Annotated in this window: 20 protein-coding genes and 1 other RNA gene; 12 read left to right on the top strand and 9 right to left on the bottom strand. The window is 64.7% G+C overall.

Translation table 11 applies throughout. From position 1 onward, the window contains the following. Positions 1 to 28: 28 nt before the first annotated feature. The 3 genes from ARC63_RS15825 to ARC63_RS15820 all read right to left on the bottom strand — a co-directional run bounded on the left by ARC63_RS15825 (position 29) and on the right by ARC63_RS15820 (position 3,437). Entirely contained in the window at positions 29 to 1,414 is a 1,386-nt protein-coding gene (locus ARC63_RS15825) for a site-specific integrase (RefSeq protein ID WP_228355233.1), read from the bottom strand. A gap of 304 nt (positions 1,415 to 1,718) precedes the next feature. Beyond that, positions 1,719 to 2,111: a transfer-messenger RNA gene (ssrA, locus tag ARC63_RS22540) on the bottom strand. Positions 2,112 to 2,375: 264 nt separating this feature from the next. After that, positions 2,376 to 3,437: a substrate-binding domain-containing protein gene (locus tag ARC63_RS15820; RefSeq protein WP_228355234.1), complete on the bottom strand. Its 1,062-nt coding sequence runs from the start codon at positions 3,435 to 3,437 to the stop codon at positions 2,376 to 2,378. Positions 3,438 to 3,756: 319 nt separating this feature from the next. Here ARC63_RS15820 and ARC63_RS15815 point away from each other — a divergent pair, with 319 nt between their 5' ends. After that, positions 3,757 to 3,945, top strand: a complete 189-nt coding sequence (locus tag ARC63_RS15815) for a hypothetical protein (protein ID WP_049454717.1) — start codon at positions 3,757 to 3,759, stop codon at positions 3,943 to 3,945. 139 nt (positions 3,946 to 4,084) lie between these two features. Here the strand turns inward: ARC63_RS15815 and ARC63_RS15810 are convergent, their stop codons facing one another. Next, entirely contained in the window at positions 4,085 to 6,073 is a 1,989-nt protein-coding gene (locus ARC63_RS15810; RefSeq protein WP_057503780.1) for an XVIPCD domain-containing protein, read from the bottom strand. A gap of 159 nt (positions 6,074 to 6,232) precedes the next feature. Between ARC63_RS15810 and ARC63_RS15805 the strand changes: the two genes are divergently transcribed. After that, a complete protein-coding gene (locus ARC63_RS15805; RefSeq protein ID WP_043399309.1) occupies positions 6,233 to 6,664 on the top strand; it encodes a GNAT family N-acetyltransferase in 432 nt (143 codons plus the stop codon). A gap of 141 nt (positions 6,665 to 6,805) precedes the next feature. After that, complete coding sequence (locus tag ARC63_RS15800) at positions 6,806 to 7,378, top strand: hypothetical protein (protein ID WP_010484444.1); 573 nt, start codon at positions 6,806 to 6,808, stop codon at positions 7,376 to 7,378. 126 nt (positions 7,379 to 7,504) lie between these two features. Here ARC63_RS15800 and smpB read toward each other — a convergent pair whose 3' ends face one another. Then, positions 7,505 to 8,008, bottom strand: coding sequence for an SsrA-binding protein SmpB (gene smpB, locus ARC63_RS15795; RefSeq protein ID WP_010484447.1), 504 nt, complete (start codon positions 8,006 to 8,008; stop codon positions 7,505 to 7,507). Positions 8,009 to 8,065: 57 nt separating this feature from the next. Here smpB and ARC63_RS15790 point away from each other — a divergent pair, with 57 nt between their 5' ends. Together ARC63_RS15790 and ARC63_RS15785 are read left to right on the top strand one after the other, a co-directional pair. After that, positions 8,066 to 8,491: a type II toxin-antitoxin system RatA family toxin gene (locus tag ARC63_RS15790; protein ID WP_057503779.1), complete on the top strand. Its 426-nt coding sequence runs from the start codon at positions 8,066 to 8,068 to the stop codon at positions 8,489 to 8,491. Between the two features lie 3 nt (positions 8,492 to 8,494). Then, the gene (locus tag ARC63_RS15785) at positions 8,495 to 8,752 is read left to right on the top strand and encodes an RnfH family protein (RefSeq protein WP_010484451.1); all 258 of its coding nucleotides are present in this window, start codon (positions 8,495 to 8,497) and stop codon (positions 8,750 to 8,752) included. 36 nt (positions 8,753 to 8,788) lie between these two features. On the opposite strand, the gene ARC63_RS15780 is transcribed toward ARC63_RS15785, so the two are convergent. Beyond that, positions 8,789 to 9,181: an outer membrane protein assembly factor BamE gene (locus ARC63_RS15780; protein ID WP_010484453.1), complete on the bottom strand. Its 393-nt coding sequence runs from the start codon at positions 9,179 to 9,181 to the stop codon at positions 8,789 to 8,791. A 103-nt stretch (positions 9,182 to 9,284) separates the two neighbouring features. Here ARC63_RS15780 and fur point away from each other — a divergent pair, with 103 nt between their 5' ends. Then, complete coding sequence (gene fur, locus ARC63_RS15775; RefSeq protein WP_005409235.1) at positions 9,285 to 9,692, top strand: ferric iron uptake transcriptional regulator; 408 nt, start codon at positions 9,285 to 9,287, stop codon at positions 9,690 to 9,692. Positions 9,693 to 9,751: 59 nt separating this feature from the next. Here the strand turns inward: fur and ARC63_RS15770 are convergent, their stop codons facing one another. After that, entirely contained in the window at positions 9,752 to 10,996 is a 1,245-nt protein-coding gene (locus tag ARC63_RS15770) for an SGNH/GDSL hydrolase family protein (RefSeq protein WP_057503778.1), read from the bottom strand. Between the two features lie 97 nt (positions 10,997 to 11,093). On the opposite strand from ARC63_RS15770, the gene ARC63_RS15765 reads away from it, so the two are divergent. Next, on the top strand, positions 11,094 to 12,011 hold the full coding sequence (locus ARC63_RS15765) for a LysR family transcriptional regulator (RefSeq protein ID WP_057503777.1): 918 nt from the start codon (positions 11,094 to 11,096) through the stop codon (positions 12,009 to 12,011). Positions 12,012 to 12,145: 134 nt separating this feature from the next. Here ARC63_RS15765 and recN read toward each other — a convergent pair whose 3' ends face one another. After that, on the bottom strand, positions 12,146 to 13,807 hold the full coding sequence (gene recN / locus ARC63_RS15760; RefSeq protein WP_019338390.1) for a DNA repair protein RecN: 1,662 nt from the start codon (positions 13,805 to 13,807) through the stop codon (positions 12,146 to 12,148). Between the two features lie 115 nt (positions 13,808 to 13,922). Here recN and hrcA point away from each other — a divergent pair, with 115 nt between their 5' ends. The 4 genes from hrcA (at position 13,923) to dnaJ (ending at position 18,950) form a co-directional block, all read left to right on the top strand. Beyond that, positions 13,923 to 14,987, top strand: coding sequence for a heat-inducible transcriptional repressor HrcA (hrcA, locus tag ARC63_RS15755; protein ID WP_057503776.1), 1,065 nt, complete (start codon positions 13,923 to 13,925; stop codon positions 14,985 to 14,987). A gap of 63 nt (positions 14,988 to 15,050) precedes the next feature. Further along, positions 15,051 to 15,566, top strand: a complete 516-nt coding sequence (gene grpE / locus ARC63_RS15750) for a nucleotide exchange factor GrpE (protein ID WP_010484465.1) — start codon at positions 15,051 to 15,053, stop codon at positions 15,564 to 15,566. Between the two features lie 182 nt (positions 15,567 to 15,748). After that, entirely contained in the window at positions 15,749 to 17,674 is a 1,926-nt protein-coding gene (gene dnaK, locus ARC63_RS15745) for a molecular chaperone DnaK (RefSeq protein ID WP_010484469.1), read from the top strand. A gap of 154 nt (positions 17,675 to 17,828) precedes the next feature. Beyond that, the gene (gene dnaJ / locus ARC63_RS15740) at positions 17,829 to 18,950 is read left to right on the top strand and encodes a molecular chaperone DnaJ (RefSeq protein ID WP_010484471.1); all 1,122 of its coding nucleotides are present in this window, start codon (positions 17,829 to 17,831) and stop codon (positions 18,948 to 18,950) included. Positions 18,951 to 19,009: 59 nt separating this feature from the next. Here the strand turns inward: dnaJ and ARC63_RS15735 are convergent, their stop codons facing one another. After that, entirely contained in the window at positions 19,010 to 19,807 is a 798-nt protein-coding gene (locus ARC63_RS15735) for an AraC family transcriptional regulator (RefSeq protein WP_043399327.1), read from the bottom strand. A gap of 72 nt (positions 19,808 to 19,879) precedes the next feature. On the opposite strand from ARC63_RS15735, the gene ARC63_RS15730 reads away from it, so the two are divergent. Beyond that, positions 19,880 to 21,079, top strand: coding sequence for an MFS transporter (locus ARC63_RS15730; protein ID WP_057503775.1), 1,200 nt, complete (start codon positions 19,880 to 19,882; stop codon positions 21,077 to 21,079). Positions 21,080 to 21,244 lie beyond the last annotated feature (165 nt).

The raw sequence follows: 21,244 nt of genomic DNA, 5'->3' as shown, positions 1-21,244 counted from the left end.
GCAGTGTTTGGGGGGGGGGGGGGCTCTACTAGCGCTTGGCTGGCTTCAAGAGTCTCTTGCGGATGAGGGCAGCGCTGTTTGCGCTACGCCTTCTTGCGGCCGTATGTGCCCTTTGAAGCGAACTCAGAGCATCTCCGCGCACGTAAGTGGGGAGATTGCCAGGAACGGGTAGAAGGGCGACAGCATCGGCGCGGGCATGAAGAGTGGGAACTTGGACATAGGTGCCTAGTTCGCCTGGCAGTTGGGCGAGGTGGCCGGTGATGGCCGCGACGATAGGGTTTGGTATACCCGCATACACTAATCGAGTGCTGGCAGTGTGTCTGAATGAGTGAAAGCCGAAGCCCGGCTGGGCCATTCCCAGTTTGGCCAGGTAGGCGCGAAACTGGTCGCCCAGGGCGTCGCCGTATCCGGCCTTCTGATGCCATGGCAGTTGAGGGAACACTCGATCATGTCCTGCGGCGGTGACATCCTGGATGTAGGTCAGAAAGCCAGCTCTCAACAGTTCTGGGTGGAGCGGGATGAAGCGTTGGGAGTTTGCGTTTTTTAGCTTCTGATCTTTGCGTATAGCGCGGATGTGTATGCCCCATATGCCGCTGACCTCTGCCACGTCTTGGACATAGAGCTGGGCGATTTCGTTTACGCGTGCGCCGGTCCCTGCGCCAAGCAGTGTTCCCCAGTAGCGGTCTGGGCGCTCCTGGGTCCATGCTGAAAAATTCTTCGGATCAAAAATCTGATCGATTTCTTCAATTCGGAAGGGGCGCCTGGGCAGCGCGGCCACTGATCTGGAGGCATTCTGGCGCTTGATCCCATCCAAAGGGGAGCGGGCGATCTGACCGCTAGTGACTTGGGCATTGAGAAAGCTGGCCAGTCGGTCGCGGTGCTTTCCCAGTGTTCTGTCCGAAAGGCCTGCAATCGTCTCGCCTTTGGCGCGCTGTCGCTTGACCGTGGCGATGATTTGAAGCGCTGACAGGTCCTTGTAGGCTGCTTTTTTCCTTGCGTTGCTGGGCCAGTCGTGAAGCCCGCCAAGAAACGCACGCACATGCGTCTGGCTCAGCTGCGACATTGGAACGTCTGGGCCAGCAATTTCCTTGAAGATTGTCAGCGTATTCTCGCTGTCCAGCAGGTTGCCGCTAGAGGTCTTCGCATTCCTCAGATCCTGCAGATATAGGTCAATTCGCGTAGCGAGACTGTCGTTTGGGACCGGCTCAATGATCGAGGATGGTGTGGTGCGGCGAGTTGCAAATTGGGTGGAGGACAAGCCATTGATGGCGTGGAGCAGGGCTTGGGCATCATCCTGACCATTAACTTGGAGGTCAGTCAGTTTGGTGCCGTTAGGCAGCTCAATGTTCCCGGTCCAGCGGTCAATGGTTCCGGCCAGCGCCCTCAGTAGGGCTTCCCGATCCTTCTCGGTCATTGGACTGCGTCTCATGCGGTCGAATGCCTGAGAGAGTGCCACAGCGGCGCTTGCGACCGTAAGCCGCATCAGATCAATTGAGGCAGGGGGCAGGTGTCGCACCAGATAGCGGGAGCCAACAAGAGGCTGCAGATCCGTAGGCACAAAAAAACGGACGTATAGCCCGCTTGGTCGGCGCAGAAGAAATGGCTTTGGCACGGAGTGATACCTACTTTGATACCTGCAGACAGGCTCAGTTCGTGTATCACTCCGATGCCAAAACCCTTGCAAAATCAGCCACTTAGTGATGGATTTTGCAAGCAGTTGGTGGAGGTGGGCGGAATTGAACCGCCGTCCGAAGGCACTCCATCCCCAGCACTACATGCTTAGCTCACCGTTGAATCTCATCCCCGAGCAGCACGGTGTGCAAAGCGCACCCGGGAACCAGCCTGTTGTGTTCTAGTGCCGGACTGACAGGCAGCCGCCCAGCGCGATTCCATGATAATGACTCTACGCTGCGAGCATGGACACAAGCAGTTTCGAGGCTCCGCCTAAGTCGGCAGAAGGTCACGCACCGCAGTTTTTAGGCTGCGAGAGCGACCGGAGCGTAGTTGTCGTCGTTGGCAACTAGAGTTTTGCAGCTGGATTTACGAGGAAAGCTACCCCCTCGGCATGCGCCAGGCGACTTCACAACCCCCGTCGAAACCAATGCACCCCCGGTTTCTTCAAGTGCTGCAAGGCTTTGGGGCCAATGCCGTCATAAACGCTGACACTGACCCTGCCCAACGAAACGGATCTTACGGCAATCTTCCTGAACAGTCACGCGTGGTCAGGGCCGACGCTGAAATCGTTCAGCCGCCGCTGCTGTCCAGAGGCGGGCAGCGGGGCAGGGGCCGGCATGACAGCCGGCCCCTGTTTTCCAACGTCGTGATGTCGCATCCCTGCTAGGGGCGCCCCATTCCATTGCAGGCGTCCGGGTTGTTCAGTCCGGTCGAACTACTTGCAAGAGCGAATCGTGTCTGGATCGCCTCACGCCAACTCCTATCCAGTGGGTAGAACCAGTGCGCCCGTAATGTCGCGTCATTAGGCCCTTGATCCTGGCTGGAATCACCTGCGCTTCCGTAGTGATTGAAAAGGAATGAACGAATGGCGCTTGCAACACGCTTGTGGGCGGACTAACGGCACCGATCGTTGCGGGGATGCTCACATATTTGGGCGAGAACCCAATCACGCGGGCCACTTTCGTGGCATCGTCCGGGTTGACCATCAAGTCTGGGCCAGTGTATCCAATGCGGCCATTACCAGAATTGACGGTATCAAGCAGCGAGGTGTCTCCCGTTGCCACGGCAGGGAGAAAGTTTGAGGGCGCCATGTTGTTTGAGAACAAGCCGGCGAAGCTCGTCTGGATCGAGAAGCCCGGCGCCGATCCACTCCAGTTGCTTTGCTGTTTGAGACTAGTCCCGAACAAATCAACCGACTTGCATGCCGCAGACAGAAAACGCGTGAGAACTTCAGTGCTACCGCTGCTCTCCGAGCGGTAAACCACAGTGATCGGGCCACTCTGACCCGACGACAAACCCGATGATAGTTGAGACCAGTCCGCTATCTTGCTTGAGAAGACACCACAGATATCGTTGATGGACAGGTCAAGCTTCGCGCCGGGCTTGTTGAAGGGGATCACGACTGGTACGAGCGCCGTGGGAATCTGGATGAGCGCTCCATATTTTTGGTTGGTTGTGGGTACGTTGTAGGCGTTGGTGTAGTCGGACAACTCGGTCGCCGTAAGAACGGAATCGCCTGCCGCAAAATGTACTGTGCCGATGTTCCCGAAGAGACTGGGATCATTGCTTAGAAACGCTTTCTTCTCTTTGCCGGAGCCCGTTACGGCGTAGCTGAAGCTGTTTGGAAGAATGCTGTCTGCGGATCCCTTGTAGAGGTTTGCCGGCACCGAGGCGCCGCCGCCTTGCACTGGGGACTGGGCGTAAGCCAAGTGGAACGGACTGGACAACGAGATAACGAGCAAAGCGGTCCTGATCGATTTCACGTTTACCTCTTGGCGGGCTGCTTTTGCAGAGGGGCGTCAAGGGAGGTTGCACAACGGTTGCTCGAACCCTCCAAGCCCCCCTATCCCTGAAGGACGATTCGATGTTCGATTGAATCAATGACATGCCGCTTAGAAATCCTGTGGAAGATCAAACGGTCATCCTTCTGTGAAGCCATCACGCTGAGAACCGGTGGCCATTGGAGGAGAAGGGCCAGTCCATGGATGGTGGTGCTGCTTTTCTTTTCCCTGCAACAGGCTTGGAGGCGGGTCCAAGGCATGCAGAGGGCGGCACTCTCGCCGCCAGACGCTGGAGAAGGACATGGAAGATGAGCGCCATAAGGCTCAGGTGGTCTCGATGGAGGCCTTCAAGGCAGCCCGGATGGGAAAGATCCCACCGGAGCTGCTGGATATGTATGACGAGCTGACGCGCGATCAGGATGCGTTGGCGCAGATCTCGATCATTCTAGTGGCGGCGCTGCGGAGACGATTGGGCCTGCCGGACCTGTAAGGTCCAAGGGGCCGCCGCGGCGGCCCCTTCAGGAACTGGCGCCGCTGGAAGCGGCATGATTCAGCTATGGCCAGGCATACGCCGGTGGCAGTTCATCGGCGACGCTGGACAGCACAAGCCCTGCTGACCCGGAGACAGGTCATAGTCCTCGCGCCGCCATCAGTCGCGTCTCATGCTCGTGCTCTTGAGTACGCAGATCGCTCTGTGCACGCGATTCAGAGGCCACCTCCAATCTGGAGAAACTGTCCTCGATCGGTGTATTCAACGCCGTCTGATAGTCGAAACCCGCCCGCAGATGCGCCGGGGAGTCGAGTGCCCCCTGCACGACAAAAGCTTGGCCACGATTTCCGACCACAAGGTGATCCACCTGACTCAACCCAGCCCGCTGGGCTGCGATGGTTCCGGCCATCGCCAAACGCTCAACTGCCTGATCCGGCAATCCGCCCTGGGTGCATGCCAGTCTTTCTGCCGCTTGGAAATTCTGCCTGTAGATGGCATTTGCCTCGTGGTCCGAATGGCGCGGATCGAGGGTGGCGGTGCGGCCAGCCGGTGAAAGGGGGGCCGGAGCCTGCTGCTGCGATTGAACCGGCGCATTGAGCAGCGTGCCGTCTGAGCGCGTGAGTTGCGCATTGATCGGGTGGACAGGCCCACGCGGGTCACCGTCCTGCGCCACACGCTGTAGATGCTTGCCGAACTGATCGGCATTACCCTGCAGGCTACGGGCTATCCCGATTGCGAACTCAAGACCATCGCGCTGCGGCTGGTCGCCATAGCCAGCGCGAGCGATACCTGCCAATGGATCGAGATGTCCGAGGGGGCGCTCGACCATCTTCTGGGTTCGCTGCATGAATTCCTGCATCTGCGCTTCGCTGAAGCTGACCGAGATTTTTTCACCGGGACGGATCTGTCCCGGGCCCTCGGTCGATCCAGTTAAAGCCAGGTTCAACCCGGTGGCGATGTTGCGCTCCTCAACGGCTTCGTTTCGGCCACCAACCACCTTGTCCATAAAGCCGGGGGTCGGCACATCCGTGTCGACAAGGAACTGATACCTGCGCGCATCCACGTCCTCGCGGAGCGTTTCTCCGTCACGGATGAAGGCGCGCACAATCGTCAGCTTCACGTTGTCGTCATAGCTCAATTGCTGGGTGACTGTGACCTTGCCGTCGGGAGCCGTGCTCTGGATCGCCGTGCCAGTATTGCGGCGCCCCGCGATATCGGCACTCACCAGGTCATTGACCAGTCCCACTTGCAGCCGCTGCTGGGAGCTGTAGTCCAACCGCTCCAGCTGAGCCACGTTGCTCACGCCCGGCGTCTGATCGGCCACCTGGCCTGTTGCGAGCATTCGGATGTAGGCCGCACGCGCATCCGGGTCGCGCAGGTCAAAGTCGGCGGTCTGCAGTTTGGACTGTCCAAGCGCATCCTGGCGACCGGCCATCACGCGCGCAATGCCTAGATCGACGCCCACGCCCTGCAGGGATTCGATCGCCTTGTTGGGCCCCGTAACGACCCGGACATGGTGTTCGTCCAAACGGCTGATCGCGACACCGACCCCCTCCGCTTCAGTGAGCTGGTTCACCGTTGCGATGTGGCGGAACGCAACTTTCAACTCACTCTGCTGGAATTGCTGGCTATCCAGCAACACCCGGCCACCAATCGGCAGCGTGGTCGGGTTGAAGGGGTTCACTCTGGCAGCTTGCTCAGCCGTTGCAGGAGTGGATTTTCCGGTTTCAGATGCGGTGGTGTCAGGCAGGGAGACGCGATAGCGCACACGGGCACCCACCTGCGATCCGGCTTCAAGCTCGATACCAGCCAGACGCTCTTTGCCTTTGACTTCGGCGCGTGCGCCAACTGCAACCGACGCCTCAAGGCTGAACTGGGTGATGCGTTCGCGCTCGATACGGTTCTCGCCTGCCGTACCCGTTACCTCTGTCACCTTCTTCAACGTGGCGCCTGCAAGAGCCACCTCTGCCTGAGTCTTCTCGATACTACGTCCGGCAACCTTTACAGCGCCGTCTGCGGTCCGGGTAATCGAAGCGCGGTCACCCGGCAGTTTTGCACTGTGCTCAGTGCTAGAGCCGGAGTAGGTTGGGTCAATCGAATCGTCAGGATTGGAGGCCGTCGCAGCCATGCGAACTTCCTATGAAGAGGCGAGCCAGCCCAGAGTATAGACACCCTTCGGTTGATGGGGGCGGGACGGTTGGCCGTGGCCGTTCTGCCTGACCCCAGCAGCAAAATATTGGGGTTGATAGCATCCAGACTCTCGATCTGCAGCCAATGGAAGGACGCCATGTCGCTTGAAGTCGCCGTAACCGATGATCCCAGCGACGAGGCGCTGGACCTAATTGGCAGTGGCCTGGACCAGTTCAATCTGAACGCAGCGGGTTACGCCGATCGGCGCACGCTGGCGGTGCTGGTCACCGATCCGGCCAGTGGCGAGGTGGTGGGGGGGCTTACCGGGCGAACTTCACTCGGCCTGTGGTTCGTGGATCTGTTCCATCTGCCAGCGGCCTATCGCGGCAACGGGCTGGGATCGCGCGTGCTGAAGGCCGCAGAGGATGAAGCACGGCGTCGTGGTTGCCGTTCCGGCGTGCTGTACACCCTCAGCTTCCAGGCGCCCGACTTCTATGTGAAGCATGGATGGGTCGTGTTCGGCCGGGTGCCATGCGATCCGGTCGGCACATGCAGGGTGTTCCTCAGCAAGGATCTGTCGGCGGGGTGAGTGCTGCGGGCGAGCCGCGCGTCCTGTCAATCCGCAACTTGTTGTAGAGCGTCTGTCATAGCGGATTGCTAACTTCGTGGGCACGAATTTGCGACACACTGGCGACGACCATCCAGGCCAGGACAGACACGGAGACGGTGGGTGACCGATGCAAGCCAACAACGCAGCCTGCGGCAGCTGATCGGACCGGTCGGTGCCGATTACCAGCGACGCGCGTTGCCGCCGGGCTGGGTATGGGCGGTGCTGGCGGTGCTGCTGGCGGCCACCTGGGTGACCGAGTTGCCGGCCACGGCCGCTGCGGCACTGGTCGCCAGCGCGGTGGTGGTGCACTGGTCGCAGCGTGGTCGCATCCATTGGCTGGGGTGGCGCCTGCCGGGCCTGGCGGTGCTGGCGGCCTTGTTGTGGGGGCCGGAAGTGCTGTCGCAGTGGTTCGAGCACGGGTTGGCCGTGGTGCTGATGTCGCTGGCCAGCCTGAGCATTGGTGTGCACGTGTGGCAGTCGCGACAGATGGCCCGCCGGCTGCAGGGTGCGGCCGACGCGCTGGACGATGCCCAGCTGCTGGCCCTGCTGCCGGCTGATGCCGCACAGTTGGCCCAGCAGTGGCGCTCGGGCGATGATCGTTACGCGCCGGAGCTGGCAGTGGTGATGCATCTGGCGGTGATGCACGCGGCACTGGCGCCGCGGGTGCGCAGGCAGGGCATGCTGGCGGGGTGACCAGCGTCTTGTAGAGCCGAGCCTGCGCTCGGCTGCTCTTCTTGCCGAAGCCGAGCGTGGCTCGGCTTTACAGAAAGCCAAAGCAGTCGAGCATGGCTCGACTCTACAGGGTGATGCGCAACCGCCTTACGCGTCGCGGTTGCCGCGACGCATGACACGCTGCTTCTCGATCGCCCAGTCGCGGTCCTTGGCGGCATCGCGCTTGTCGTGGGTCTGCTTGCCCTTGGCCAGCGCGACTTCGAGCTTGATCTTGTTCTTGCTCCAGTACATCGCGGTGGGCACGATCGTGTAGCCATCGCGCTCGACCTTGCCAACCAGCTTGTCGATCTCGCTCCGGTGCAGCAGCAGCTTGCGATCGCGCCGGTCGTTGGCCACGACATGGGTCGAGGCCTGGATCAACGGCGTGATCTGCGCGCCGATCAGGAAGATCTCACCATCCTTCACGTAGGCGTAGGCGTCGACGATGTTGCCGCGGCCAGCACGGATCGATTTCACCTCCCAGCCCTGCAGGGCCAGGCCGGCTTCGAAGCGGTCTTCGATGTGGTACTCGTGGCGGGCACGCTTGTTCAACGCGATGGTTTTGTTGGCCGTCGCGCTCTTTGCTTTATCCTTGCCGCTGTTCTTGCTCATTTCCGTATTGTCTCCGATTCGGGCCCGCCCGGTCGATTGCCGAAACGTCCTGTATTCATGCCTACTATCCGCCGCAGCGCCCTGGTCGAACATTCGGTCGCGCGCATGTTCGACCTGGTCAATGATGTCCAGGCCTATCCGCGCCGTTTCCGCTGGTGTTCGGCTGCCCAGATCCTGGAGCAGGGCGAGGACCGACTGGTAGCGCGCCTGGATCTGGGCCTGGGCTCGTTCAGCACCTGGTTCCAGACTGAAAACACCCTGCAGCGCCCGCACAGCATCGACATGCAGCTGCGCGATGGCCCGTTCAAGCAGCTGCATGGCCGCTGGGAGTTCCATGCGCTGGCCGAAGATGCCTGCAAAGTCACCCTGACCCTGGACTTCGAGCCCAGTTCGCGCCTGCTGGGGCCGGCGCTGGCGTTGGGCTTCCAGAGCCTGGCCGACCGCATGGTCAACGACTTCATCCGCGTTGCCGACGAGGCCTGAGCAATGATCGAGGTCGAGGTGGTGCTGGCCTGGCCGCAGCGGGTGCTCTCGCGCCGGTTGCAGCTGGACGAGGGCGCGACCGTGGCCGAGGCCATTGCCGCTGCTGCGCTGGAAGGCAGTGCAGGCTGCCCGGCGGCGGCCGTGCATGGGGTACTGGCGCGCCCGCAGCAGGTACTGCTGGATGGCGACCGCATCGAGCTGCTACGCCCGTTGCAGGCCGACCCCAAGGACAACCGCCGGCGTCGCGCGCTCGGCGGTTGATTCCTGCCGCCCGTCCGTGCGGACGGGCAGGGGGCGTCAGCGACCCTTCTTCTTCTTGTCCTTCGGCAGATTGCGGCCGAACTGGCGCACGGTCTGCTGGGCCAGGGCCTTGTCGTTACCCGGGAAGTAATCGCCTTCCCAGCGGGTCACGTTGTCATTGTCGAAGAACACGGTGAAGTTCTTCACCTCGGTGCGGCCCAGGCGGTTCACGCGCTGGCTGGAGGTGTAGTCCCAGCGCTGGGCGTGGAACGGGTCCGGAATGGACGGGGTGCCCAGCAGCGCAGTGACCTGCTGCTTGCTCTGCCCGACCTGCAGCTTGGCCACGGCATCTTCCCGGATCAGGTTGCCCTGATAGATGGGTTGCTTGTAGATGATGCCGCACCCGGTGGTGGACAGGGCGACGGCGGCGACCAACAGGAGATTGCGCATCGGGACTGGCGGTTGGGGAAATCAAACCGATGATACACTCCCGGCGTGCCACCGCGACCCAATCCGAGGCAGCTGGCGCTAAATCGCCAATGAACGGAGACCTATGGAAACCCACGACCTGCGAAAAGTCGGCCTGAAGGTGACCCATCCACGGATGCGGATCCTGGCGCTGCTTGAACAGCGCAATGCCCAGCACCACATGACCGCCGAAGATATCTACCGCCAGCTGCTTGAGCATGGCGACGAGATCGGCCTGGCGACGGTCTACCGGGTGTTGACCCAGTTCGAGGCCGCCGGTCTCGTGCTCAAGCACAATTTCGAAGGCGGCCAGGCCGTCTACGAGCTGGACCGTGGCGGCCACCATGACCACATGGTCGACGTGGACAGCGGCAAGATCATCGAGTTCGAGAGCCACGAGATCGAGGAGCTGCAGCGCAAGATCGCTGCCGACCACGGCTACGAGCTGGAAGAGCACTCGCTGGTGCTGTACGTGCGCAAAAAGCGCAAGTAAGCCGTTCCGGCCAGCCGTAGTGCGACGAAACCCCGGGCTTGCCCGGGGTTTTTCGTTGCTTACGGTAGATCCACGCCATGCGTGGATGGCCCCATGAGCACCTCAAGATCGACCGCCTCGGCCATGGCCCGGTTACCCGCATCGCCCGGGTGCAGGTGGTCACCGGAGTCGTAGGCGGCCGCCATCTGTGACGGATCGGCCGGGTCCCGCAGCGCGGCGTCCAGGTCGATCACCGCGTCAAAAGGGCTGTCCGTGCGCAGCCACGCATTGAGCTGCCGGCGCAGGACATCCTTGTCCGGGTGGTAGTAGTCATCCAGCGGCGTGCCGGGCAGGGCGCCGGCGAACGGTGTCAGGGTGGCGCCTACGATCCGGATACCTCGGCCTCGGGCCTGCTCGGCCAGCGCGCGATACCCCGCCTGTAGTTCCGCCAGCGCGGGCCGGGCCTGGTTGCGGGCGAACGCGGTGCCAGGCCAGCTGATGTCGTTGATGCCGATCAGCACGATCACACTGGCCACGCCGGGCTGATCCAGTGCATCGCGCTGCAAGCGGGCCAGAACCGACTCACCCATGCCGTCGCGCAGCAGCCGCCCCCCGGATATACCGGCGTTGACCACGGCGATGCCCCGCGGTGCCAGACGCGCGGCCAGGTGGTCGGTCCAGCGCTGGTCCTGGTCGAGGCTGGCGGTGGCGCCGTCGGTGATCGAGTCGCCGATCACCACCACGCTACGTGCGCGGGCGGCGGCCTCGACCTCGATGCCGGCCAGGAACAGGCGGGCAGTGGTGCTGCTGGCCGCGCTCAGAGCCTGGGCCCGGCTCTGGTCGCCGGGCGCAGTCCAACTGGTCTGGCGGCCTTCCCAATGGAACGTCTGCACCGGCGTCGGCCCGGGCACGAAGATACTGACCTGCAGCGCCTGCCGGTCATCCGTGGCCAGTGACAGCGGATCGCTCAGCCGTTCCTGTCCGGGGCCGATCAGCACCCCGGGCTGGCCGTCGAAACTGAGCGGCTGCGGGGTGGCTCCCGCACGTGCGGCCACGCTGGCCGCCCCGATCCGCAGCGGCTGGGTGCCGTAGGCATTGCTCAGCCGCACCCGCAGCCGGGGCCCGCCCAGGCTGATGCGCGCGGTCTGGCGGAAGGTCTGGTCATGCAACGTGGCCGGGACCAGGGTCGGGAACAGAAAATCCGCGCCCCAGACCGGTTGCGGGCTGGCTTGCCAGCTGGCAACCCAGTGCGGGGCGGATGCGGCACTGGCGACACCGGACAGGGCGAGCAGGGCGGTGGCGGTGAGGTGGCTCAAGCGATTCATCGGGCGGTCCCGGGTGGAGGGACCACCATGGTGATTCCGTGGTTATCTGTGAACTAGACTGCGCATGGATAATCATCTGTGAACTGGATTCATTGCCATGGCGCGACCTGACATCAACCGATCCGGCGAGCTGGAAGTGTTCGTGCGGGTGATCGAGACCGGTGGCTTCTCCGCCGCCGCCCGCACCCTGGACATGACGCCCTCGGCGGTGAGCAAGCTGGTGGCCCGGCTGGAACAGCGGCTGGGCACGCGCCTGCTGCAACGCTCCACCCGCCAGCTACAGCTGACCCCGGAAGGCTGCGCGTTCTATGAACGTGGGCTGCGCGTGCTGGCCGACCTGGAGGAGGCCGAACGCTGCGCCAGCGCACATGCCGAGCCGCGCGGACGGCTGCGGGTCAATTCCAACGTGCCGTTTGGCCAGCACTTCCTGTTGCCGCTGCTGCCGGCGTTCCTGGAGCGCAACCCGCAGGTGGGCGTGGACCTGACCCTCAACGACGAGGTGATCGACCTGCTGGAGCAGCGCACTGATGTGGCGGTGCGGGCCGGGCCGCTGAAGAGCTCCAGCCTGGTGGCGCGGCGGCTGGGCGCGACGCGGATGATGATCGTGGCCGCGCCGGCCTACGCGCAGCGGCATGGGCTGCCGCGCGACGCTGAGGAGCTGCAGTCGCACAATCGGCTGGACATCGGCCATGCCCGGGCGATGCAGGGCTGGCCATTGCTGCAGGACGGACGCGAGCGGATGGTGCTGCCCAGTGGCAATGCCCGCGCCAGCAACGGTGATGCACTGCGGCAGCTGGTGCTGGGTGGTCTGGGCATGGCACGGCTGGCAGCGTTCCAGGTGCAGGCCGACATCGCTGCCGGACGCCTGCTGCCGGTGCTGGAGGAAGCCAATCCCGGTGACCTGGAAGAGGTGCACGCGGTGTTCTTGGGGCAGGGCGGCTACCTGCCGCTGCGGGTGCGCGCGTTCCTGGATTACCTGGTGGAGAACGTGGATCTGGCGCGGCCGTTGGGGTGATACGGGTAGTGCCGGCCGCTGGCCGGCAACCTCACGATCATCGTCCACCGGTGTTGGGTTGCCGGCCAGCGGCCGGCACTACCGCGCGGGTGGGTTGTAGATCCACGCGATGCGTGGATAACCGTGAACAGGCCTCAGGCCTGCAGCAGCTTGCGTGCGGCGGCGCGCGCTTCCTTGCTCACTTCCACGCCGCCGAGCATGCGTGCCAGCTCTTCCTCGCGCGCCTTGCTGTCCAGCTTTTCCACTGCGCTCTGGGTCATGCCTTCCACTGGCGCCTTGCTGACCCGGTAATGCGCGTGGCCCTTGGAGGCGACCTGTGGCAGGTGGGTCACGCACAGCACCTGGCGCTTCTCGCCGAGGGCGCGCAGCTTCTGGCCGACAATGTCGGCCACGGCGCCGCCGATGCCGGAGTCGACCTCGTCGAACACCATGGTCGGCACCGCATCCAGGTCCAGCGCGGCGACTTCGATGGCCAGCGAAATGCGCGACAGTTCACCGCCTGAGGCCACCTTGCGCAGGGCGCGCGGCGGCTGGCCGGCATTGGCCGCGACCAGGAACTCCACGCGCTCGGCACCCTGCGGATCGGGCTTGCCGGCATCCTGCGGCTCCAGCTCGATCAGGAACTGGCCACCGCCCATGCCGAGCTCGGCGATGATGCCGGTGGTGGTGGCCGACAGTTCGGCAGCAGCGCTGCGACGGCTGGCGGTCAGCACTTCAGCCTGCACACGCCAGGCGGCGGCGGCCTTGTCGATCTCGCCGGCCAGGCGCTGCAAGCGTTCGTCGGCGCCGCGCAGCTGCTCCACTTCGGCGTGCATGCGCTCGCGCTGCGCGCCCAGTTCGTCCATCGGCACGCGGTGCTTGCGGGCCAGGTCGTGCAGGCGGCCGAGACGGCGCTCGTTCTCTTCGAACTGCTCCGGGTCGGCATCGAGGTCATCGTGCACCCGGTCCAGCAGCGACAGGGCTTCGTGCAGCTGGATCGAGGCGTTCTCGATCAGGCCGTCCACCTCGCCCAGGCGCGGGTCGTGTTCGATCAGGCGCGACAGCTCGTGGCGCACCTGCTGCAGCAGGTCCAGCGCGGAGCTGCCGTCATCGCCGTTGAGCTGGTTGCTGGCGGCCTGGCAGGCGCTCAGCAGGGCGCTGGCGTGGGCCTGGCGGCGATGGCTGGCACCGAGCGCCACGATCGACTCCGGCTCCAGGTCTTCGCGGTCCAGTTCGCGCAGCTGGTGCTCCAGGAAGCCGATCCGGTCACTCACGTCGCCCTGTTGCGACAGCGCCAGCGATTCATCGACCAGTGCCTGCCATGCGGCCGCGGCGCGGCGCACCTGGCGGCGCTCGTTCTCGTTGCCGGCATAGGCATCCAGCAGGGCCAGCTGCGACGGGCGCGCCAGCAGAGCCTGCTGTTCGTGCTGGCCGTGGATCTCCACCAGCAACGAGGCCAGGTCGCCCAGCTGGGCCAGGGTCACCGGGCGGCCATTGATCCACGCCCGCGAACCGCCGTCTGCACGGATCACGCGGCGCAGCTGGCATTGTTCTTCGTCGTCCAGCTCGTTGTCGGCCAGCCACTGGCGCGCGGCCTGCAGCTGGTCCAGCGTGAACTCGGCCGAAAGCTCGGCGCGCGCGGCGCCGTGGCGGACCACGCCGCTGTCGGCGCGCAGGCCGGACAGGAAGCCCAGCGCGTCGACCATCAGCGACTTGCCGGCGCCGGTCTCGCCTGAAACGACGGTCATGCCTGGCCCGAACTCCAGTTCGGTGGCGCGGACGACGGCAAAATCCTTGATCGAAAGATGTCTGAGCATGGGTAAGGGGGTATCAGCAGCCGCGCAACGCTAGCACGTGGGCGAGGGAGGTCCAATGACTTGCCAAGGTGATGCGCCGCCATTATCTAGTGTCCGTGTCTCACAGGTTGATTCCATGCACGGTTCTCCCGACCAGCTTGCCCCGCGTGCGCGCCATCTGCTGCGCACGCTGATCGCGCGTTACATCCAGGACGGTGAGCCGGTCGGCTCGCAGACGTTGGCGCGCGTGGCCGGCCTGGAGGTCAGCCCGGCCACCATCCGCAACATCCTCGGCGACCTGGAGGACCTGGGGCTGCTGGCCTCGCCGCACACCTCGGCCGGGCGCGTCCCGACCGCACACGGCTACCGGGTGTTCGTCGACAGCCTGCTGCAGATGCAGCCGCCGGGCGAGGGCGAGCTGGCCCGGTTGCGTCAGGAACTGGCTGGCGGCGGCAGCACCCAGGCCCTGCTCGGCAGCGCCTCGGAGCTGCTGTCGGCCATGAGCCACTTCGTCGGCGTGGTCAGCGCGCCGCGGCGCGAGCAGTTCGCCTTCCGCCAGATCGATTTCGTGGCGCTGGACGGGCGCCGCGTACTGGCGATCCTGGTGTTCGCCGACAACGAGGTGCAGAACCGGGTCATCGAGACCCGGCAGGAGTTCGCGCCAGGCCAGCTGGAGCAGGTCGCCAACTACCTCAATGCCCATTTCGCCGGCCTGCCGATGGCCGAGATCCGCACCCGCCTGCTGCTGGAACTGCGCGACGCCCGCTCCGAGCTGGAACAGCTGCTGGCGCACAGCATCGAGCTGGCCGAGCAGGCCCTGCAGCCAGTGGCCGACGACATGCTGGTGGCCGGCCAGACCCGCCTGATGGGGGTGCAGGACCTGTCCGACCTGGAGCGCCTGCGTGAACTGTTCGAGCTGTTCTCCAGCAAGCGCGAGATCCTGCAGCTGCTGGAGCGGACCATCCAGGCGCCGGGCGTGCGCATCTTCATCGGCGAGGAGACCGGGATGATGCCGCTGCAGGGCGTCTCGCTGGTCACCGCCCCGTACACGGCCAACGGCCAGGTGCTGGGCGTGCTGGGCGTGATCGGCCCCAAGCGGATGGCCTACGACCGCATGATCCCGCTGGTGCAGGCCACCGCCGATGTGCTCGGCGCGGCCTTTTCACCCGCCGGGCGCACTCCCGGAACATCCGACGCTTGAAACGCAGCATCCCGCCCACACTAGGGTGGGTGGAGGCGGAGAGTGACCGCCAGGGACCCAGACATGAACCACGAACAGCCAGATATCGAATCCCAGCAGAGTGCCGCTGATGCGGCTGCCGCCGCCGGCGTCAACGACGAAGTGGAGCGCCTGCGCGCCGAAGTCGAGCAGATCAAGGCCGATGCGCTGCGTGAGCGCGCCGACCTGGAGAACCAGCGCAAGCGCGTGGCCCGTGACATCGAGCAGGCCCGCAAGTTCGCCAACGAGAAGCTGCTCGGCGAGCTGCTGCCGGTGTTCGACAGCCTGGATGCCGGCCTGAAGGCCGCCGGCGACGACCCGCACCCGCTGCGCGAAGGCCTGGAGCTGACCTACAAGCAGCTGCTGAAGGTTGCCGCCGACAACGGTCTGGTCCTGCTGGACCCGACTGGCCAGCCGTTCAACCCGGAACACCACCAGGCCATCAGCCAGGTGCCGGCCCCGGGCGCGGCCCCCGGCAGCGTGGTGACCGTGTTCCAGAAGGGCTACCTGCTGAACGAGCGCCTGCTGCGGCCGGCGCTGGTGGTGGTGGCCGCCGATTGATTGACTGGGCCGGGTGATGCCCGGCCCCGGTCGAGCCAGGCCATGCCTGGCAAGGTTTTCCAGGCGCTGAACACAGCGTTCGGGAGATGGCTTGAATGTTCCACGAGCCTCCCCCACATCGTATTCATCCACCGGCCGAACGGCCGGACTGACCCCAACAAGCATCCTCAGGAGTCTCCCCCATGGGCAAGATCATTGGTATCGACCTCGGCACCACCAACTCGTGCGTGGCGATCATGGACGGCGGCAAGGCCCGCGTCATCGAGAATTCGGAAGGCGATCGCACCACCCCGTCGATCGTCGCCTACACCAAGGACGGCGAAGTCCTGGTCGGCGCCTCGGCCAAGCGCCAGGCCGTGACCAACCCGAAGAACACCTTCTACGCGGTGAAGCGCCTGATCGGCCGCAAGTTCACCGACGCCGAAGTGCAGAAGGACATCGCGCACGTCCCCTACAGCATCCTCGCCCATGACAATGGCGATGCCTGGGTGGCCACCAGCGACGGCAAGAAGATGGCGCCGCAGGAAATCTCGGCCAAGGTGCTGGAAAAGATGAAGAAGACCGCCGAGGACTTCCTCGGTGAGAAGGTCACCGAAGCGGTCATCACCGTGCCGGCCTACTTCAACGACAGCCAGCGCCAGGCGACCAAGGACGCCGGCCGCATCGCCGGCCTGGACGTCAAGCGCATCATCAACGAGCCGACCGCGGCCGCGCTGGCCTATGGCCTGGACAAGGGCGACAACAAGGATCGCAAGATCGTGGTGTACGACCTGGGCGGCGGCACCTTCGACGTCTCGGTGATCGAGATCGCCAACGTCGACGGCGAAAAGCAGTTCGAAGTGCTGGCCACCAACGGCGACACCTTCCTGGGCGGCGAAGACTTCGACAACCGCGTCATCGAGTACCTGGTTGAAGAGTTCAACAAGGACCAGGGCATCGACCTGCGCAAGGATCCGCTGGCCCTGCAGCGCCTGAAGGACGCTGCCGAGCGCGCCAAGATCGAGCTGTCCAGCGCCCAGCAGACCGAAGTGAACCTGCCGTACGTCACCGCTGACGCGTCGGGTCCGAAGCACCTGAACATCAAGCTGACCCGCGCCAAGCTGGAAGCGCTGGTGGACGACCTGATCAAGAAGTCGATCGAGCCGTGCCGCGTCGCCCTGAACGATGCCGGCCTGCGTTCGAGCGACATCAGCGAAGTGATCCTGGTCGGCGGCCAGACCCGCATGCCGAAGGTGCAGCAGGCGGTGACCGAGTTCTTCGGCAAGGAACCGCGCAAGGACGTCAACCCCGACGAGGCCGTGGCACTGGGTGCGGCGATCCAGGGCGGCGTGCTGGGTGGCGACGTCAAGGACGTGCTGCTGCTGGACGTGACCCCGCTGTCGCTGGGCATCGAAACCATGGGCGGCGTGTTCACCAAGATCATCGAGAAGAACACCACCATCCCGACCAAGGCCTCGCAGGTGTTCTCCACCGCCGAGGACAACCAGTCGGCCGTGACCGTGCACGTGCTGCAGGGTGAGCGCGAACAGGCCCGCTTCAACAAGTCGCTGGCCAAGTTCGACCTGTCCGGCATCGAGCCGGCCCCGCGCGGCCTGCCGCAGGTGGAAGTGTCCTTCGACATCGACGCCAACGGCATCCTGCACGTGTCGGCCAAGGACAAGAAGACCAACAAGGAACAGAAGGTCGAGATCAAGGCCGGTTCGGGTCTGTCCGAGGAAGAGATCGCACGCATGGTCGCCGACGCGGAAGCCAACCGCGAAGAAGACAAGAAGTTCCAGGAACTGGTGCAGGCCCGCAACCAGGCCGACGCCCTGATCCACGGCACCCGCAGCGCGATCACCGAGCACGGCAGCAAGGTCGGTGGCGAAGTGATCGGCAAGGTCGAGGCGGCCCTGGCCGATCTGGAAACCGCGATGAAGGGTGACGACAAGGCACAGATCGAAGCCAAGTCGAAGGCGCTGGAAGAAGCTGGCCAGTCGCTGTTCGCTGCCGCTTCGGCCGACCAGGGCGGTGCTGCGCCGGGTGCCGACGCCGGCAACGCAGGCAAGGCGCAGGATGACGTGGTCGACGCCGAGTTCACCGAAGTCAAGGACGACAAGAAGTCCTGATCCGGACCGACACGGGACGCTGGCCATCAGCGTCCCGTTGTCGCATCAGGGTCCTGACCGCCCACCGGCGTGTCGGGGCGCCCGACGCAAGAGCGGACCTGGTTCCGCTCTTCCGCTTTGACGAATCCCGACTTTCCGGAACCCGATTCACGATATGAGCAAGCGCGATTACTACGAAGTGCTGGGCGTTGCCCGCACCGCCACCGACGACGAGCTGAAGAAGGCTTACCGCCGCTGCGCGATGAAGTTCCACCCGGACCGCAACCCGGGCGATACGGCGGCCGAAGCCTCCTTCAAGGAGTGCAAGGAAGCCTACGAAGTACTGTCCGACGGCAACAAGCGCCGCATGTATGACAGCCACGGCCACGCCGCGTTCGAGCACGGCATGGGCGGCGGTGGTCCGGGCGGCCCGGACATGAACGATATCTTCGGTGATATCTTCGGCAACATCTTTGGTGGCGGCGGTGGTCCGCGCCAGGCCCGTCGCGGCGCCGACATCGGCTACGTGATGGAGCTGGACCTGGAAGAAGCCGTGCGCGGTGTCGAGCGCCGCATCGAGATTCCGACCCTGGCCGAGTGCGGCGACTGCGATGGCAGTGGCTCCGAAGACGGCAAGGTCGAGACCTGCAACGTCTGCCATGGCCGTGGCCAGGTGCGCATCCAGCGCGGCATCTTCGCCATGCAGCAGGCCTGCCACAACTGCGGCGGCCGTGGCCAGATCATCGCCAAGCCCTGCAAGACCTGCCATGGCAACGGCCGTGTCGAGGAAGACAAGGTGCTGTCGGTGAAGGTGCCGGCCGGCGTCGACACCGGCGATCGCATCCGCCTGCAGGGCGAGGGCGAAGCCGGTCCGGCCGGTACGCCGCCGGGTGATCTGTACGTGGAAGTGCGCGTGCGCGAGCATGCGATCTTCCAGCGCGATGGCGACGACCTGCACTGCGAAGTGCCGATCCGCATCTCGCAGGCCGCACTGGGCGACACCGTGCGCGTGGCCACGCTGGGCGGCGAGGCGGAGATCCGCATCCCGGCCGAGACCCAGACCGGCAAGCTGTTCCGCCTGCGTGGCAAGGGCGTACGTTCGGTGCGCAGCCGCAGCGAGGGCGACCTGTACTGCCGTGTGGTGGTGGAGACCCCGGTCAACCTCACCAACGAGCAGCGCAAGCTGCTGGAGCAGTTCGAAGCCACCTTCGTCGGTGAGGAAGCGCGCAAGCATTCGCCGAAGTCGGCCACCTTCATCGATGGCGTGAAGGGCTTCTGGGACCGCATGACGTCCTGAGTTCTCAACGCAAGCGTTGAACGCTAGCGCCGGGCCATGCCCGGCGTTTTCGTATGCGGTCAGCGGAAAAACGCCGCGGGTGTCTGCCCCAGCTGCCGCTTGAACATGCTGGTGAACGCGCTCGGGCTGTCGTAACCCATCGCCAGCGCGACATCGATGACCTTGTCACCGACCGCCAGCCGTTCCAGTGCGGCCAGCAGCCGCGCCTGTTGTCGCCACTGCCCGAAGGTCATGCCCAGTTCGCTGGCGAAATGGCGCTGGATGGTTTTCACGTCCACCTGCAGCGCCTGCGCCCAATCCTGCAACGTGGCGTCGTCGCCGGGATGCTTCTGGATGTGCTGGCAGATCCGCTGCAGGCGCGGGTCGGTGGGGGAGGGCAGGTGCAGCGGCAGCACGTCCATGCGGTGCAGCTCGTCCAGCAGCAGGCGCACCAGGCGGCCGTCGCGGCTGTCGTCCACATGCGCGGTCTCGATCAGGCTGGCGGCCAGCAGCAGCTCGCGCAGCAGCGGTGCTACCTGTACTGCGAACGCCTCGTCCGGCAGCTGCGGCGCGAAGTCCGGCTCCACGTACAGGCTGCGCATGTGTACTTCGGCGATGCAGTCCACCGCATGGGCCATGCCGGCCGGGACCCAGATCGCGCGGGTCGAGGGCACCACCCAGCGGCCGCCGTCCGCACGCACCACCATCAATCCGGACATGGCGAACACCAGCTGGTGACGGCGGTGCCGGTGGGGCGCGATGTGGGTGCCGGGCTTGTAGTGGCGGGCGCGGCAGGTCACTGGGCGGTGCACCGGAACCTCGTTCCACGGCGCAGTCTCGCGGACCGGGCAGGGGGTGTCCTTTTTGCGATATGCCATGACCCGAACGCGGCAGAAGGGAGGGGGAGGTCACCGTAGCATGCGTGGCTCGCCCCCAACCTGACTGTGTCCATGTCAACCCTGGCTTCTCCTGCAACGACCTCACGCCCGGTGGCCCCCGGCGTGCTGGCCGCCATTTCCACCTCGCATGTCGTCAACGACATGATGCAGTCGCTGATCCTGGCCATCTATCCGGTGATCAAGGGCGGCTTCAACCTGAGCTTCACCCAGATCGGCCTGATCACGCTGACCTACCAGCTCACCGCCTCGATCTTCCAGCCCTTGATCGGCATGGCCACCGACCGCCGCCCGGCGCCGTACTCGCTGCCGATCGGCATGGCCTCGACCCTGTGCGGCATGCTGCTGCTGGGCTTCGCACCGAACTACGCGGTGGTGCTGATGGCGGCGGCGATGGTCGGCATTGGTTCGGCCATCTTCCATCCGGAAGCCTCGCGCATCGCGCGGCTGGCCTCGGGCGGTCGCCATGGTTTTGCACAGTCGGTGTTCCAGGTCGGCGGCAACTTCGGTACCGCGCTGGGCCCGCTGATTGCCGCGGCGGTGATCGTGCCGTACGGCCAGCATGCCGCATCGTGGTTTGCCGGCGCCGCCCTGATCGGCATCGCATTGCTTACCTATGTGGGCCGCTGGTATGCGCTGCACCTGGGCACACCGCGTCCGGCCAGTACCGCGTCGATGGCCCCGCGACATCCGTCGCGCACCGTGGCCAAGGTGCTGGCGATCCTGCTGGTGCTGATCTTCAGCAAATACTTCTACATGGCCAGCATCGGCAGCTACTTCACCTTCTACCTGATCCACCACTTCGGCATTCCGGTGGCACAGGCGCAGCTGCATCTGTTCGCGTTCCTGGTGGCATCCGCCGCCGGTGGCTTCCTCGGCGGCCCGCTGGGTGATCGCATCGGCCGCAAGCCGATCATCTGGACCTCGATCTTCGGCGTGGCCCCGTTCGCGTTGATGCTGCCGCATGCGGATCTGTTCTGGACCACGGTACTGGCCGTGCTGATCGGTTTCGTGTTGTCGTCAGCGTTCTCGGCGATCGTGGTGTATGCGCAGGAGATGATGCCGCACCGCATCGGCATGGTGTCCGGCCTGTTCTTCGGCTTCGCGTTTGGCATGGGCGGACTGGGTGCGGCCGTGCTCGGCCTGCTGGCGGACAAGACCAGCATTGAGTACGTCTACCAGCTGACCGCGTTCCTGCCGCTACTCGGCATCGTGGCGGCGTGGCTGCCGCCGTCGCGGCCTGCTGCTCACTGAGAGGTTTTGGTTTGCAGGGCTTGCAGCCCTGCACCCGCCGAAGCAACGTCAACGTCAACAGCAGAAGCTGGCTATCCGTGGGTTGGCGGGGTGGGTCCGGTTGAGGGGGACGCTGCAAGTACGTCCATGTAAGCTCGGTCGCCGCATCCATGCGGCTCACGCCCC

Origin of the sequence: Stenotrophomonas geniculata ATCC 19374 = JCM 13324, from assembly GCF_001431625.1 — a bacterium.
GTDB classification, from domain to species: domain Bacteria; phylum Pseudomonadota; class Gammaproteobacteria; order Xanthomonadales; family Xanthomonadaceae; genus Stenotrophomonas; species Stenotrophomonas geniculata.
The sequence above is the reverse complement of the archived record's forward strand: the minus strand, read 5'-3'. Positions and strand labels throughout refer to the sequence as shown.